The 13,034-nt window shown below is 74.0% G+C and carries 14 protein-coding genes; 7 read left to right on the forward strand and 7 right to left on the reverse strand.

Annotation, left to right across the window (positions count from 1 at the left end; genetic code table 11):
• Positions 1 to 391: 391 nt before the first annotated feature.
• The gene (locus ACFWNV_RS36660) at positions 392 to 2,137 is read right to left on the reverse strand and encodes a VanW family protein (RefSeq protein ID WP_383955671.1); all 1,746 of its coding nucleotides are present in this window, start codon (positions 2,135 to 2,137) and stop codon (positions 392 to 394) included.
• 285 nt (positions 2,138 to 2,422) lie between these two features.
• Between ACFWNV_RS36660 and ACFWNV_RS36665 the strand changes: the two genes are divergently transcribed.
• Positions 2,423 to 3,436, forward strand: coding sequence for an NUDIX domain-containing protein (locus ACFWNV_RS36665; RefSeq protein ID WP_383955674.1), 1,014 nt, complete (start codon positions 2,423 to 2,425; stop codon positions 3,434 to 3,436).
• Between the two features lie 54 nt (positions 3,437 to 3,490).
• Complete coding sequence (locus ACFWNV_RS36670) at positions 3,491 to 4,021, forward strand: SRPBCC family protein (protein ID WP_383955677.1); 531 nt, start codon at positions 3,491 to 3,493, stop codon at positions 4,019 to 4,021.
• 34 nt (positions 4,022 to 4,055) lie between these two features.
• Here the strand turns inward: ACFWNV_RS36670 and ACFWNV_RS36675 are convergent, their stop codons facing one another.
• Positions 4,056 to 5,378, reverse strand: coding sequence for a hypothetical protein (locus tag ACFWNV_RS36675; protein ID WP_383955680.1), 1,323 nt, complete (start codon positions 5,376 to 5,378; stop codon positions 4,056 to 4,058).
• A gap of 217 nt (positions 5,379 to 5,595) precedes the next feature.
• On the opposite strand from ACFWNV_RS36675, the gene ACFWNV_RS36680 reads away from it, so the two are divergent.
• A complete protein-coding gene (locus ACFWNV_RS36680; protein WP_383955683.1) occupies positions 5,596 to 6,132 on the forward strand; it encodes a hypothetical protein in 537 nt (178 codons plus the stop codon).
• A gap of 60 nt (positions 6,133 to 6,192) precedes the next feature.
• Here the strand turns inward: ACFWNV_RS36680 and ACFWNV_RS36685 are convergent, their stop codons facing one another.
• Positions 6,193 to 7,695 carry a DEAD/DEAH box helicase gene (locus ACFWNV_RS36685; protein ID WP_383955685.1) on the reverse strand — a complete coding sequence of 501 codons (1,503 nt, stop codon included), beginning with the start codon at positions 7,693 to 7,695 and terminating at the stop codon, positions 6,193 to 6,195.
• Between the two features lie 109 nt (positions 7,696 to 7,804).
• Positions 7,805 to 8,299 (reverse strand): MarR family transcriptional regulator, encoded by a 495-nt coding sequence (locus ACFWNV_RS36690; RefSeq protein WP_383955689.1) that lies wholly within the window; start codon positions 8,297 to 8,299, stop codon positions 7,805 to 7,807.
• A gap of 114 nt (positions 8,300 to 8,413) precedes the next feature.
• Between ACFWNV_RS36690 and ACFWNV_RS36695 the strand changes: the two genes are divergently transcribed.
• Positions 8,414 to 8,782, forward strand: a complete 369-nt coding sequence (locus tag ACFWNV_RS36695) for an HGxxPAAW family protein (protein ID WP_383955692.1) — start codon at positions 8,414 to 8,416, stop codon at positions 8,780 to 8,782.
• Here ACFWNV_RS36695 and ACFWNV_RS36700 read toward each other — a convergent pair.
• Positions 8,700 to 9,749, reverse strand: coding sequence for a 2-oxoglutarate and iron-dependent oxygenase domain-containing protein (locus ACFWNV_RS36700; protein ID WP_383955695.1), 1,050 nt, complete (start codon positions 9,747 to 9,749; stop codon positions 8,700 to 8,702). The genes ACFWNV_RS36695 and ACFWNV_RS36700 overlap by 83 nt on opposite strands.
• 222 nt (positions 9,750 to 9,971) lie before the next feature.
• Here ACFWNV_RS36700 and ACFWNV_RS36705 point away from each other — a divergent pair, with 222 nt between their 5' ends.
• The gene (locus ACFWNV_RS36705) at positions 9,972 to 10,178 is read left to right on the forward strand and encodes a cold-shock protein (protein WP_383955698.1); all 207 of its coding nucleotides are present in this window, start codon (positions 9,972 to 9,974) and stop codon (positions 10,176 to 10,178) included.
• A 96-nt stretch (positions 10,179 to 10,274) separates the two neighbouring features.
• A complete protein-coding gene (locus ACFWNV_RS36710; RefSeq protein ID WP_383955706.1) occupies positions 10,275 to 10,811 on the forward strand; it encodes an AAA family ATPase in 537 nt (178 codons plus the stop codon).
• 55 nt (positions 10,812 to 10,866) lie between these two features.
• Here the strand turns inward: ACFWNV_RS36710 and ACFWNV_RS36715 are convergent, their stop codons facing one another.
• Positions 10,867 to 11,526, reverse strand: coding sequence for a TetR/AcrR family transcriptional regulator (locus ACFWNV_RS36715; RefSeq protein ID WP_383955700.1), 660 nt, complete (start codon positions 11,524 to 11,526; stop codon positions 10,867 to 10,869).
• Positions 11,523 to 11,876 carry a DUF1304 domain-containing protein gene (locus tag ACFWNV_RS36720; protein ID WP_254381581.1) on the reverse strand — a complete coding sequence of 118 codons (354 nt, stop codon included), beginning with the start codon at positions 11,874 to 11,876 and terminating at the stop codon, positions 11,523 to 11,525. Before ACFWNV_RS36720 ends, ACFWNV_RS36715 begins: the two co-directional genes overlap by 4 nt.
• Positions 11,877 to 11,989: 113 nt before the next feature.
• Between ACFWNV_RS36720 and ACFWNV_RS36725 the strand changes: the two genes are divergently transcribed.
• Entirely contained in the window at positions 11,990 to 13,024 is a 1,035-nt protein-coding gene (locus tag ACFWNV_RS36725; protein WP_383955704.1) for a BtrH N-terminal domain-containing protein, read from the forward strand.
• The last annotated feature ends 10 nt before the right edge of the window (positions 13,025 to 13,034 follow it).

The raw sequence follows: 13,034 nt of genomic DNA on the forward strand, positions 1-13,034 counted from the left end.
GAGCAACTGCGCTCCCGGGCCGGGGAGTCGAGGCACCCGGCACGGGATCCGGATCCGCGTTCGCATCCGGATCCGCATCCGGATCCGCTGCGACCTCCGGCAGCGTCCCCAGCGGCCGGGCCTCCGCCGCCGGTCCCGGGAGGGCCGTCCGCATCTCCGTCGGCACGGACCGTGCTCCGTTCCCGTTCTCGCTCCCGGACCCGGCCCCCGGCCCGGCCGGACCCACGGTCACACATCCGGTCACACACCCGGCCGCCAAGGCCAGCGCGACGATCATCAGGGGCATCCACGGTCCCCGGCGCGACTCCATCCGCCCACCCTGCCCGACGGATGCCCGCGCCCCCGTACGCGCTCACCCGCACGGGTGGCCCGGATCCCCCGAGAGGAGGGATCAGCCGCAGGTCACACTGTCCCTCGGCGTGTAACGGGTCTTCATCGTCTCCCGCTTGACCTCTTGCCCGCCCTTCACGAACACCCGGTCGACGGCGACGTCGAAGCCCTCCAGCGGGGACTGCGGTTCGCACTTCGGGCCGGTGCCCGTGCGGGTGGCGGGCGGCTTGACGTTCGTCCGCGGACCCTTGGCCGCGCGGATCTCGTCGTACTGCCTGGTCCCCAGGAAGGTGATGGTGACCGAGGTGTCGGTCGCCTCGGCCTGGATGTAGAGGGCCTTGCCCGAGTCGTTGGCGAAGCGCAGGTCCAGGCTGCCCCAGGCCACGGTGGCCTCGCGGCCCTCCGGGTAGCGCTCGATGTAGAAGGAGTGCGCGCCGTACTCGACGGGCTTGACCCCGGAGAAGAACATCGCGTTGAAGACCGTGGTGGCCACCGCCGAAACACCGCCGCCGGAGGCCTTCTCGTACTGGCCGTTGTTGATGATCAGGCCGTCGACGAAACCGTTCTCCTTCGTGCGCTCACCGACGCGCCGGTTGAAGCTCCACGTCTCGTCGGGCAGCACGAGCGAGCCGTTGATCAGCTCGGCGGCCCGCCCGATGTTCGTCGTGCGGTACGGGGCCTTCTCGAAGTCGACCGTGAAGGAGGACACCTCCTCCTTGATGCCCAGCTGCCCGACCGTGTCCTGGGTGAGCGTGGGCCGGACCTCCTCCGTGGCGACCTCGCCCGTACGCTCCGCCGCGCCCGCCCGCGTCAGCAGCGGCAGTACGGCCGCGGAGAGGCCCCCCTCGGCGACCCGGCGTCCGGCCCGGCCCTCCTCGGCGACGGAGACCGCCCCGGCGGAGTCCGTACGCAGCTTCGCCTCGACGGGTCCCGGCATGGCCTGCCGCAGCGGACCGGCCAGCTTCGGGTCGGCGAGCAGGGCCTTGGCGTCGAGGCCGGGCGCGAGGCGGCCCCGGCCGTCGTCCTTGAGGCTCAGGTGCCTGGCGAGGACGGCCGGGCCGACGGGTATGCGCTTGCCCTGGACGGTCAGGGTCACCGGCGCGGACACCGCGGGTTCGGCGAACTCCTTCAGCGCCCGCTCCGTCTCCTGCTGCCCGATGCGGGGCTCCGTGGTCTTGACGGGGAGCACGACGGGCCCGGCGTCCGCGGGACGGGTGTAGGAGGAGCGGAGCACGCCGAGGGAGCCGTCGACGTCGAGCTCGGTACCGGTGACCGGGGCCACCGCCTTGGCCTTGCCCTTCTCGAAGGAGACCGAGCCCTCCCGGGCCTCCTGCCGGGTCTTCGCGCCGAGCCCGTCCAGGGCGGAGCGGGCCGCCTTCTCGTCGAGCCGGACCACGGGCTCCACGGCGGGATCGCCGGAAGAGAACAGCCGGCCGATGACGCTGACGGGGTCGGAACCGGAGCGGGCCGCCCGGTCCGCGGTGGCGCCGGTGTCCAGGGACAGGCCGAGCGTCGCCGGCTGGGCCTGCTCGGTCCGCTCCCCGATCCGCAGGGCCAGCGGGGACGCGGCGGACGGGCCGAGCGCACGGTTCAGGGTCTGCCGGGCCTCGGCGCGGCTCATCCCGCCTATGTCGATCCCGCGCACCTTCGTACCGGCGGCTATGTCGTCGCCCGCCAGCAGCAGGCCCGCGGCGTACAGCCCACCGAATCCGAGGACCGCGACGCCGCCCGCCACGCCGGCCACGGCCGGGACCGTCCACCGCTTTCCGGTGGCCGCCCGGGTGCCCCTGCGGGGTGCGCGTCGCATGTCTGGGTCTCTCCTCGGTCCGGTGAAGTGGTCGGACCGGCGGTTTTCATGCCGCCAGTCCGCTCCGGGAACGTAGCAAGATCCGTGTAACCAGGTAATAAGGAGGTATAGGGGTGGCAAAGGGGAATGTGTTGATCTCCGTAACCCGGGGGACGTCCGCGCTGTTGCACAGCCCGCGGGGCCACCCGTGCGGAACGCCCCGCCGAGGCCCGCGCGATGGCCGCGCTGCCGGCGCGACGGGGCAGCACGGCGCCCCCGCGGTGCCCCTACGGTGAATGGAGTCCGATGCCGCAGCTGACCGACGAGGACGTGACCGAGCGCACGGGCACGTGGATGACCCCCGAGGAGTACGGGGCCTCCCGCGCCACCCTCTGGACCGGGGCCGTCGTCCTCGTCACCGATGCCGACGGCCGTGTCCTCGTGCAGAGCGTCGACTACCGGCCCGACCGGCTGCTGCCCGGCGGCGCCGTGGACGCCGGCGAGGCGCCCGCCGCCGCGGCGGCCCGCGAGGTGCACGAGGAGCTCGGCGTCGAGGGCCGCTACCCGCGCGGTCTCGCCGTCGACTGGATCCCGGCCGACGCGCCAGGCATGCCGCCCGGGATGGGGTTCCCCGGCGAGATCCTCTACGTCTTCGACGGCGGTACCTGGACCCGGGACCGCATCGACTCCGTCCGCCTCCCCGCCCAGGAGATCACCGCCGTCCACTTCGCCGAGCCGGCCGAGCTGCCCGCCCTGATGGACGCGGGCGACGCCCGCCGCGCCCTGTCCGCGCTCCGGGCCCGGATCAACGGAGGAGGCGCCGCCCTGCTGGAGGACGGCCGCCCCACCACCCCCACCGCCCTGGACCGGCTCGGCGTCCTGCGCAGCCGCCGCGTCCCGCTGCACGGCACCTGGCACCCGGGCCCCGCCCCCGCGCACCTGACGCCGCGCGATCCGGCCGGCTGGCTCTTCGCCCCCGACGGGCGCGTCCTGCTGCTCGTCGCCCGCGCCACCGGCGCCGCCCACCTCCCGCCCCCGACGGCGGGCCGCACCGCGGGCGCGCTCCCGCTCGGGTACCGGTACGCCGACCAGGGCGCCCACCCGCGCACCGCGGCCCGGCTCACGGCGCTGCCCCCGGGCCCGGACCCGGCGTACGCACGGCTGCTGGCCACCCCCGAACAGGTCCGCGAGCTCAGCGACTGGGGCCCGGCGGGCCACGAGGAACTCGCGGCCGTCCACACCGCCCGCGCCCAGCTCTCCCTCCCGGCGCCGCCCCGCACCCCGCCGACGGAACTCCCCGCGGAGGGCTGCCACTGGTGAGCGCGGAGCGGCTCAATCCCCGGTCCGCGGGTCCCGGTCCCGCAGCATGAGGGGATGAGCGAGACTGCGATCACCTACACCGTCTACGTCCAGGCCGACCCCGCGCGCGTGTGGCAGGCCCTGACCGAGCCCGCGTTCACCCGCCGCTACTGGGGGCTCGATTTCGAGACCGACTGGCGGGTGGGCTCGACGATGGCCTGGGTGGAGCGCGGGGCGCGGACGAGCGATCCGGAGCAGGTGGTGCTGGAGTGCGTACCGGAGCGGCTGCTCTCCTACACCTGGCACACCTTCACCCCGCAGTGGGCCGCCTCCGTGGGCGTCGCCGAGGAGCTGCGCGCCGAGCTGGCCCGCGAGCGGCGCACGAAGGTGACGTACGAGATCGAGCCGGTCGGTGACACGCTCGCCCGGCTCACGATCCTCCACGAGGGCTTCGAACCGGGCGGCACCCTCATCGGCATGTGCGGGCGCGCCTGGCCGATGCTCGCGTCCAGCCTCAAGACCCTCCTGGAGACCGGCGCCGCGCTCCCGGAGCCGGGGCACGCGAACGACCAGGGCTCCGGCGGATACGAGAGCCACGGGGGCTGAGCGCGGGGCAGCGGGACCGGTGGGGCGGGTGGGGTCAGGTGCGTGACGGGACGGTGCAGCTCGGCCGCCCGTCGGGGATGTCCTTGCTGTCGTCGTACGGGTCGACCACGGGCCACGGCCGCGCGGCGGCGGCCGCCTCCCTGGAGAAGTAGGGGTGGACGAAACCGTCGACCGTGCCGCAGTCGTGGTTGCCGAGCTGGCGGCGGTACCCGGCCGGAACCAGCTTCCCGGCCGTCACACCGGGGGACTCGGACGCGGCGTAGAGCAGCACGAGCTGCCTCCGTACGACCACCCGCGCCACCTCCTCCGTGCCCGGCGCGGGCCCCGGTTCCGGACGCGGGGCCACGCGCCGCACGGCGTAGACGAAGGTGTAGTCGGCGTGGATCGTGATCTGCCCCGGCGCGCCGCCGGCCTCGTAGGTCATCCGGCCGCGCACCCTGATGCCGCCGAGGGCGGGAGTAAGCCGGGCCGGGTCGAAGCGGGTGAACAGCTCGGTGGGGTCGGCGTCCGGAAGCCCCGGCTCGCGCAGGTGCTCGGTCAGCTCGGCGCGGGCGGGCTGCAGCGGATCGAGCAGCTCCATGGCGTCGGCGGGCCAGGCGCCCTGGAGCACCTCCGGATCCAGATTGGCCGCGACCAGGAACTCCCGGGCCCGGCGCAGTCCGTCGGAGACCTTCTCCTTGGGGATCGCACCGACCGCCGTGGCCGCGGGCAGCGGGAGCTCTTCCTTCTCGGTCGCCCAGGTGCGGGCGGGGGAGCCGCGCAGCGGCAGGCCCGTCGTGGCCGGCCAGTCATCGGGCCACGCCTGCTCGTCGAGCGCGGCGGCGCCGGGCTTGCCGTCGGATCGTTCCTCCGGGGCGGTCACCAGCCACGCGGTGACACCGGCGAGCGCCAGGGCGGCGACCGCTCCGACGGACAGACGCCTTGCGCGCCGTCGGCGCTGGTCGGCGTGGAAGGCCGCTCCGCGGTCCTGGTCCTGCTCCTGGCTTTGAGCCCCTTGCGGGACCTGGCTCTGGTCCTGGTCCTGGCTCTGGCTCTGCGCCCAGTGCAGGACCTGGCCCTGATCTTGGCTTTGAGCCCCTTGCAGGACCTGGCCCTGATCCGGGCCCTGAGCCCGGTGTGGGAGCTGGGCCGGCTCCTGGTTCTGCGCCCCGCGCGGGTCCTGGTCCTGGCTCTGCGCCCAGCGGGGGACCTGCCCCTGGTCCTGGCCCTGTGCCCAGCGCGGGACCCGCCCCCGGTCCTGGCCCTGCCCCCGGTCCTGCCCCCGGTCCTGGCTCCGGCTCTCGCCCCGCCCCTGGTCCCGCCCCTGGTCTTGTCCGTCCGCGCGCAGTCGCGCGAGAAAATCCGCCGGTTCCGTCATGTCAGGCCCCCGCCCATGCTCTTGGTTCCGCTCCATCTCACAGGGCGTCACCGATGCGGCACAAGCCGGACCGTGATCACGTAATGGTCCTGTGACCTGCGCAGATGCGGGACGACCGGCTCCGCTGAGCCCTCGCCGTCCCCACCGTCGCCGCCTCACGGGAGCTTGATGCCACCCTGACAACTCGCCGTTCACCGGTGTCGTGTGGAATGGCAGCATGGGGAGAAGCGAGCACCAGATACGCCAAGGCGGCCCGGACCGCCGGACCGAGGGGACGACGGGCGCGGTGTCGGCGAACGGGCCGTCCGAGCACTGGCGCTACGCCCGGCACCTGGAGAACCTGGCAGCCGTCTCCGGTCAGCCCGGGGAAGCCGAGGCCGTGGCCGCCGTCCTGCGCGACCCGGACCTGGTGATGGCAGAGAGCGCGGTGGTCACGCACCTCGACCGGCGGGCGGCCGGGCTGCTGGCCGACGAGGCCTTCCCGGCCTGGGCGCAGGCCATCGGCGCCGCCCTGGGCGGCCGCACCTTTGCTGCCCGCCGACTGCGCGAGTGGACCCTGCTGAAGGCCGTCACGCGGGGCGAGCCCTGGTCCGCGGCGGAGCTCCTCGCCGCCTCCGACTGGTGCCAGCGCACGGCGGCCCAGTACCTGCACGCGGACCAGGCCCTGCGGCTGCTCGCCGCGGGCGCCCGGACCCGCCGGGTCCGCAACGCGGCGGCGCAGCGGCTGCTGAGGCGGACCGCGGTCGGCTCCTGAGCCGCCCGGGACACACCGGAGGGCCGGAACCGCACCCGCGGTCCCGGCCCTCCCGGCGTGCTACTTCGTGCCGCGCCGCACCCGCGCCGCCGCACGGGCCTCGGCGGCCTGCCGGGCCTCGATGGTCTTGCGGGACTCCTTGCCCTTGCCGGGCCGCCCGGGCCGGGTGCCGATCCCGCGGAAGCCCAGGTCCGAGCCCGAAGGCCGGCCCTTGGCATCGGTGGCCGCGGCGCCGGCCAGCGGCACGCCCGAGGGGGCCTTCGCACCGGTGATGCGGCTCAGCGCGGCCTCGCCGGAGCGGACCTGGGTGATGGTCGGCCGGATCTTGGCGTCGGCCATCAGCCGGACGATGTCGCGCCGCTGGTTGGGCGTGACCAGGGTGACGACCTTGCCGGACTCGCCGGCCCGCGCGGTGCGGCCGCCCCGGTGCAGGTAGTCCTTGCTGTCGGCCGGCGGGTCCACGTTGACCACGAGGTCGAGGTCCTCGATGTGGATGCCGCGGGCGGCGACGTTGGTCGCGACCAGGACGTTCAGCAGGCCGTCCTTGAACTGCCCCAGCGTCCGGGTGCGCTGCGGCTGCGACTTCCCGCTGTGCAGCCCTTCGGCTCGTACGCCCATGGCCCGCAGGTGCTTCACGAACTGGTCGACCCCGTGCTTGGTGTCCAGGAACATCAGCACCCGGCCCTCGCGCGCGGCGATCTCGGTCGCGGCCGAGACCTTGTCGGCGGCGTGGATGTGCAGCACGTGGTGGTCCATCGTGGACACCGAAGCGGACTGCGGGTCCACGGAGTGCCCGACCGGGTCCTTCAGGTACCGCTGGACGAGCGCGTCCACGTTGCGGTCCAGCGTGGCGGAGAACAGCATCCGCTGGCCGGCGTGGTGGCACTGGTCGAGGATCTCGGTGACCTGCGGCACGAAGCCCATGTCGCACATCTGGTCGGCCTCGTCGAGGACGACGATCTTCACGCGCTCCAGGTGCACGTCGCGCCGCCCGATGAGGTCGCTGAGCCGCCCCGGGGTGGCCACGACGATCTCGGCGCCGGTGCGCAGCGCGCCCGTCTGCTTGCCGATCGACAGGCCGCCGACGACCGTGGCCATGCGCAACTTCAGGGCCTGCGCGTACGGGGCCAGGGCCTCGGTCACCTGCTGCGCCAGTTCGCGGGTCGGTACGAGGACCAGTGCGAGCGGCCGCTTGGGATCGGCCTGCTGTCCCGCCGTACGGGCCAGCATGGCCAGGCCGAAGGCGAGGGTCTTGCCCGAGCCGGTCCGCCCGCGGCCGAGGATGTCGCGGCCCGCCAGGGAGTTGGGGAGGGTCGCCGCCTGGATGGGGAACGGCTCCGCCACCCCCTGGTCGGCCATCGTCGTCACCAGCTCAGGGGGCAGGCCGAGCTCCGAGAAGGACTCCACCGGCGGCAGCGCCGGCGTGGTCGTCCGGGGCATTGAGTACTCGCCCTGGGGGCCGAGGGTCCGCGGGGTCTTCCCGCCGCCCTTCGCACCGCCCTTCGGGCCTGCCTTCGCTCCGGGCTTGATGCCGAAGCGCCCATGAGGTGACGGGTTCTTCATGCAGAACCTTCCGTGAGACGCGTGTCAAAAATGGTGGGGCGAAATGTTTGGTCAAGATGATCGGGAGCGCGACGCGAACGTCTCCAAAAGGCGAATTTTACCATCGGGCCTACGGGGCCACGGGCCCGAGTTCCCCGGTCCGTACCCGGTCCAGATGGGCGGTGACCTCGGCCGTCGCCCGCCCGAACCAGTCGGCGATGACGGCGATCTCGTCGGGGGTGTACTCGGCGAACAGTGCGCCGAGCCGGGCGTAGAAGGGCTCGTAGACGGCGAAGATCCGTGCGGCGGCGGCCGGTTCCGGAACCACCCGTACGCGGCGCCGGTCGGCGGGATCGGGCTGGCGGCTCGCGTATCCGGCGCGCTCCAGGCGGTTGAGGACCCCGGTCACCGCACCGGTGGTGAGGTTGGTCAGCTCGGCGAGGTCGCCCGCACCGAGCGGGTCCTCACCTGCGCCCAGGATGTGGCCGAGGCAGGTCAGATCGGTGACGTTCAGCCCCAGGAGCTGCGCCACCTCCTGCTGGCCGACGATGCCGAGAGCGACGTACCGGTCCATGCGCGTCAGCGCCTCCTGGACCGTGGCCGCGGGGCGGGGCTTGCCCTGCACGCGGTTACTCCTTAGCATCTAAGTTACTTAGCTCGTGAGATAAATGGCTTTCTCCGTAAGAGAACGCCATTCGAGCCTACTGAACCGACGAAGCAGACGAAGCAGGGGAGAACGATGAGCGCTCACGGCCACGTGGACCTCGGCCACACGGTGGCGGGATGGACCGGCACCGCGATCGCCCTGGTGGGAACCGCGGGGGCGGGCGCGGCCGTGTGCGCCGCCTGGACCCCCGGCATCTGGATCGGCCTGGGGGTCGTCGGGGCGGCGGCCCTCGTCACCTGGGCGCTGCACCTCGCCGGCTGGGGCAAGCCGAGCGGTCCCCGGCCGGAGAGCCAGTGGGACTGGCGGGTCCGCGACACCGTCGCGCACTCCGGCCACGCCGACTGCCTGGGCTGCCGGCTCAGCGGGCCGAGGCGAGGTGCCGCAGCAGCCCTTGGCTCTCGATCCGCCGCGTCGTTGCCCGCTGCGGATAGCACCGCATGAACATCCGGGTGAAGTGCTCCCCGTAGTGGATCACCGCGGCCTCCGCGCCGCCGTACCCGCCCTGCTGGACCCGCGCCGGGTCGAGGGGGCGGATCCGGGCACCGAAGCGCGGCTCGTGGAAGTAGGCGAGGGCGTACCGCTCCCGGTCCGCCAGCCGCACCCGGTGCGGAGTGGACAGCAGGGCGCCGCCGGTCACGAACTGGAGGATGTCCCCGGGGAACACCGTCAGCACCCGCGGCACGGGCCGCACCGCGGTCCAGCCGGGCCGGTCCTCGGCGAAGCCCGCCGTGCTCTCGCCCGGCAGCCAGTTGCGCGGACGGTCCTCTCCCGTCACCGGAGGCCGCACGAACAGCCCGCCCACCTCGTCCTGCGCGGCGATCACGAGCAGCCCGTAGTCGGTGTGGGCCCCGATCCCGCGCTCCGACGTCCGCCCGGCGGCGGGGAAGCGCAGCACGCGCATGTGGTGCCAGCCGCCGCGGGTCGGGCCCGCGAGCCGGTCGATGCCGGCCGGCCCGAGGCCGAGCCCGAGGGCCACGAGCCGCAGCAGCCGCTCGCCGAGCCCGCCGACGCCCGCCAGGTAGGCCTCCATGGCCGCGCGGTAGCCGGGGGAGGGCCAGGGGACCGGGCCGTGGCAGGGCAGGCCCCCGGCCTCGGCCGGAGCGATGTCGGGGGTGATGGTGAAGATCTCCGAGGCGTCCGGCCGGCCGGCCGTCACCTCCTCGCCCGAGGCGGTGTACCCGCTGTACGAGGTGTCGTTGAGGTAGCGGGCCTTCTCCTCGGCGGGCCGGGCGAAGAACCGCCGGCTCGCCGCCAGCGCGGCCCGCGTACGGGCCTCCTGCCGTCCGTCGGCGGCCACTTGGAAGATCCCGTCGCGCTGCCAGGCGCGGACCATCGCCCCGCCGAGCATGATGTCCGCCGTCGTTCCCGTGATCCGAGCCGGCACCCGGAACGTCGCGAGCTCGCCCATGTCCGTCCCCTCTCGAAGACTCCTCCGGAGCGCCCCGCCGGGCCCCTTGCCGGGGCCCGCGCGAAGGCCTGCTCCCCCGATTCACGGACGGGGCGGAGGAAAGTTCGAATATCCGGAAGCACCCCGGTTGGCCGCGCTTGGCGTGTGCTCGGGGCGATCAATGGGCAGGATCGGGACCGGCCGTGTGTGCGGCCGGTGGAACGTTGTGAAGGATCAGTACAGATGGCAACTGGCATCGTGAAGTGGTTCAACTCTGAGAAGGGGTTCGGCTTCATCCAGCAGGACGACGGCGGTCCCGACGTGTTCGTGCACTTCTCCGCAATCCAGAGCACCGGCTTCAAGGAGCTGCTGGAAGGCGCGAAGGTCGAGTACGACGTGACGCAGGGCCCGAAGGGGCCCCAGGCGGAGCAGGTGGTCCCCATCGGCTAGCGCCGCTTCACGAGCCCGGTCCGTGACGTGGGCCCCGCCGGATCTTCCGGCGGGGCCCACGCGCGTCCGGCGCGGGCGGGTAGCGTGGGCCGGATGATGACCGGCACGCCGGACACCCGGCTGATCGTGCTGCGCGGCAACTCCGCCGCGGGCAAGTCCTCCGTGGCGGAGGGCATCCGCGACCGCCACGGGCGGGGCCTCGCGCTCGTGGGCCAGGACAACCTGCGCCGCGTCGTCCTGCGCGAGCGGGACACGCCGGGTGCGGCGAACATCGGGCTCATCGGCAGCGTGGCCCGCTACGCGCTCGACCACGGCTTCCACGTGATCGTCGAGGGGATCCTCTACGCGGACCGCTACGGCCCCATGCTCGACGCCCTGTGCCGCGCCCACCGCGGGCCGACGCACTTCTACTACCTGGACGTGCCGTTCGACGAGACCCTGCGGCGGCACGCGGGCAAGCCGCAGGGCGCCGAGGTCGGCGAGGCGCAGATGCGCGAGTGGTACCGGCCGCTCGACCTGCTGCCGGGCGACTGGGAGAGCGTCATCGGGACGGAGCACTCGCTGGAGGACACCGTCGCCCGGGTCATGGCCGAGACCGGGCTGACGGCGGAAGACGGTCCTACCGGCCACTAGCGTGGGCGCGCGTCCGGTGTCACGGTGACGGTGCCGGTCGTCTTGATGGCCTGGGTCATCCCGCCCGGTGCAGGGCGATGAGGAGCGGCCAGATCCGGTCCGCCAGCGCGGCCGGGTCCGCCAGGTCGCCGGGCAGGTCGCCGTGCAGCCAGTCCGCGAGCACGGCCGTGAAGGTGGCGGCCACCGCCGAAGCCACCAGTTCGGGGCGCGGGGCGCCCACCGCGGCGCGTTCGGCCCGGCTGCGGGCGCGCAGTTCCCGGTAGAGGCGTTCGCCGAGCGGGCCGCCGCCGCCCGGCAGGAGCAGGGTGCGGTAGAGCGGTGCCCGGCCGGCCGCGTCGCCGAGGAAGGCGGCCAGTGCGGCCGGGGGCCGGGTCGGGGGGAGGGCGGACGGATCCGTCTGCCAGGCGTGCAGGGCGTCGACCGCCGCGTGGACGACGTCGGCGCACGCGTCCACCGCGAGCGCGGTGAGGTCCTCGTAGTGCAGGTAGAACGTGGCCCGGCCGACGCCGGCCCGGCGGACCACCGCCGAGACGCTGACCTCGCCGAGCGGCCGGTCCGCGCACTCGGCGAGGAGGCCCTCGCGCAGCCGCTCCTTGGTGCGGGCGGTCCGCGGGTCGGTCCGGGGGGCGGTCCGCCCGTCGGCCTGCGGGTCGGCCTGCGGGTCCGTCCGCGGGCCGGTCCGCCCGTCGGTCCCCCCGTCGGTGCGCGGGGTCATCCGGCGAGCAGTGCCGCGCCCAGGGCGAGGGCTCCGGGCAGGGCCTGGGCGAGGAGGATGCGGCGGTTGGCGGTCGCGGCCCCGTACACCCCGGCGACGATCACGCAGACGAGGAAGAAGATCTGCGTGGCGAGCGAGTCGATCACCAGGGACCAGACCAGGCCGGCGGCGAGGAATCCGTTGTAGAGGCCCTGGTTCGCGGCGAGCGGGGCGGTCAGGCGGGCGGTGTCGGCGTCGAAGCCGGACAGTGCGCGGCCGGGCGGCCGCTGCCACAGGAACATCTCCAGGACCAGGAAGTAGGCGTGCAGCGCGGCGACGAGGCCGATGAGGATCGTTGCGACCGTGTGCACGGCCACCTCCCAGGGGGCGCGATGAGCCGGAGGACGGCTCCTCCAACTTCCTGGACAACTGTACAGGAACTCGCGTCGCGGCCGACGGTCCGCGGCGCGGCTACGCTGACCGCATGACTGCGCTCGTATATGAAGACTTCGCCCCCGGACACCACCGCGAGGCCACGCTGATCCGGCACGCGCTCGGCAGCGTGCACGAAGAGGCCCTGGTCGCGGGCCTGGCGGGCGGTATCGGCTTCATGTACTTCGTGTTCGAGTACGCCGGCCGGCCGCCGATCCCGACGATCGTCGCCCAGGCCCACCCCGACCCCTGGGTCCAGGTCGCCCTCGGCCGCCTGCGCATCCCGTACGAGGCCACGCGCAGCGCCAAGCCCCGCTGGAACCGGGTCGAGGCCGCGCTCGACGCCGGGGCGCCGGTGTTCTGCACCGTCGACCGGTCCGCCCTGCCCTGGCACGGACCCGCCCCGGTGGCAGAACTGGCCGCCGCCGATTCGTACGTGGTGGCCCTGGTCGGCTACGACGGGGACACCTTCCGGGTCGACGACCCGGCAGCCGGTCTGGACGGGGCGGGCGGCCCGTACGCGATCGGCCGCGAGGAGTTCGGTGCGGCCTGGTCCGGGCACAAGAAGGGCCGCCACCAGATGGTGGTGACCACCGGGAAGCCGGCCGGCGAACCCGACCTGGACGCGGCGATCGCCGCCACCGTCTCCCGCCTCACCGGTCCGGTGCTCGGCAACCACTTCGACGTCAACTTCGGCTTCTCCGGCATGGAGAAGTTCGCCGCGCAGCTGCGCGACACGAGCACCAAGGCGGGCTGGGAGCGGCGCTTCGCCACCCCCGAGGCCTTCGCGCTCGGCACGCAGCGGCTGTACGCCTGCCTGGAGGAGGAATGGACGGCCCCGGGCGCCACCCGGCCGCTGTACGCGGACTTCCTCGACCTCGCCGGGCACGCCGAGGCGGCCGCCCTCTTCCGCGACTCGGGGCGCCAGTGGTCGCGGCTCGCGGAGCTGGCCCGCGCGGCGGACCCCGCGGCGGATGCCCAGGGTCGGCGGGAGCTCTTCGACGCCTGCGCCGAGCTCGTGGACGGAGCCCTGGTGCTGGAGCGGCAGGCGGCCGGACTGCTGCCGGAGGCCGCCCCCGCCGAGTAGGGGTCGTTCG

Origin of the sequence: Streptomyces sp. NPDC058401, from assembly GCF_042722885.1 — a bacterium.
Lineage (GTDB): Bacteria > Actinomycetota > Actinomycetes > Streptomycetales > Streptomycetaceae > Streptomyces.

Excerpts from the sequence above, each read along its gene's own strand:
- ACFWNV_RS36685 (WP_383955685.1), bottom strand. The coding sequence starts at position 7,695 with ATGAAGAACCCGTCACCTCATGGGCGCTTCGGCATCAAGCCCGGAGCG.
- ACFWNV_RS36680 (WP_383955683.1), top strand. The coding sequence starts at position 5,596 with ATGGGGAGAAGCGAGCACCAGATACGCCAAGGCGGCCCGGACCGCCGG.
- ACFWNV_RS36675 (WP_383955680.1), bottom strand. The coding sequence starts at position 5,378 with ATGACGGAACCGGCGGATTTTCTCGCGCGACTGCGCGCGGACGGACAA.
- ACFWNV_RS36715 (WP_383955700.1), bottom strand. The coding sequence starts at position 11,526 with ATGACCCCGCGCACCGACGGGGGGACCGACGGGCGGACCGGCCCGCGG.
- ACFWNV_RS36695 (WP_383955692.1), top strand. The coding sequence starts at position 8,414 with ATGAGCGCTCACGGCCACGTGGACCTCGGCCACACGGTGGCGGGATGG.
- ACFWNV_RS36710 (WP_383955706.1), top strand. The coding sequence starts at position 10,275 with ATGACCGGCACGCCGGACACCCGGCTGATCGTGCTGCGCGGCAACTCC.
- ACFWNV_RS36705 (WP_383955698.1), top strand. The coding sequence starts at position 9,972 with ATGGCAACTGGCATCGTGAAGTGGTTCAACTCTGAGAAGGGGTTCGGC.
- ACFWNV_RS36670 (WP_383955677.1), top strand. The coding sequence starts at position 3,491 with ATGAGCGAGACTGCGATCACCTACACCGTCTACGTCCAGGCCGACCCC.
- ACFWNV_RS36660 (WP_383955671.1), bottom strand. The coding sequence starts at position 2,137 with ATGCGACGCGCACCCCGCAGGGGCACCCGGGCGGCCACCGGAAAGCGG.
- ACFWNV_RS36700 (WP_383955695.1), bottom strand. The coding sequence starts at position 9,749 with ATGGGCGAGCTCGCGACGTTCCGGGTGCCGGCTCGGATCACGGGAACG.
- ACFWNV_RS36665 (WP_383955674.1), top strand. The coding sequence starts at position 2,423 with ATGCCGCAGCTGACCGACGAGGACGTGACCGAGCGCACGGGCACGTGG.
- ACFWNV_RS36725 (WP_383955704.1), top strand. The coding sequence starts at position 11,990 with ATGACTGCGCTCGTATATGAAGACTTCGCCCCCGGACACCACCGCGAG.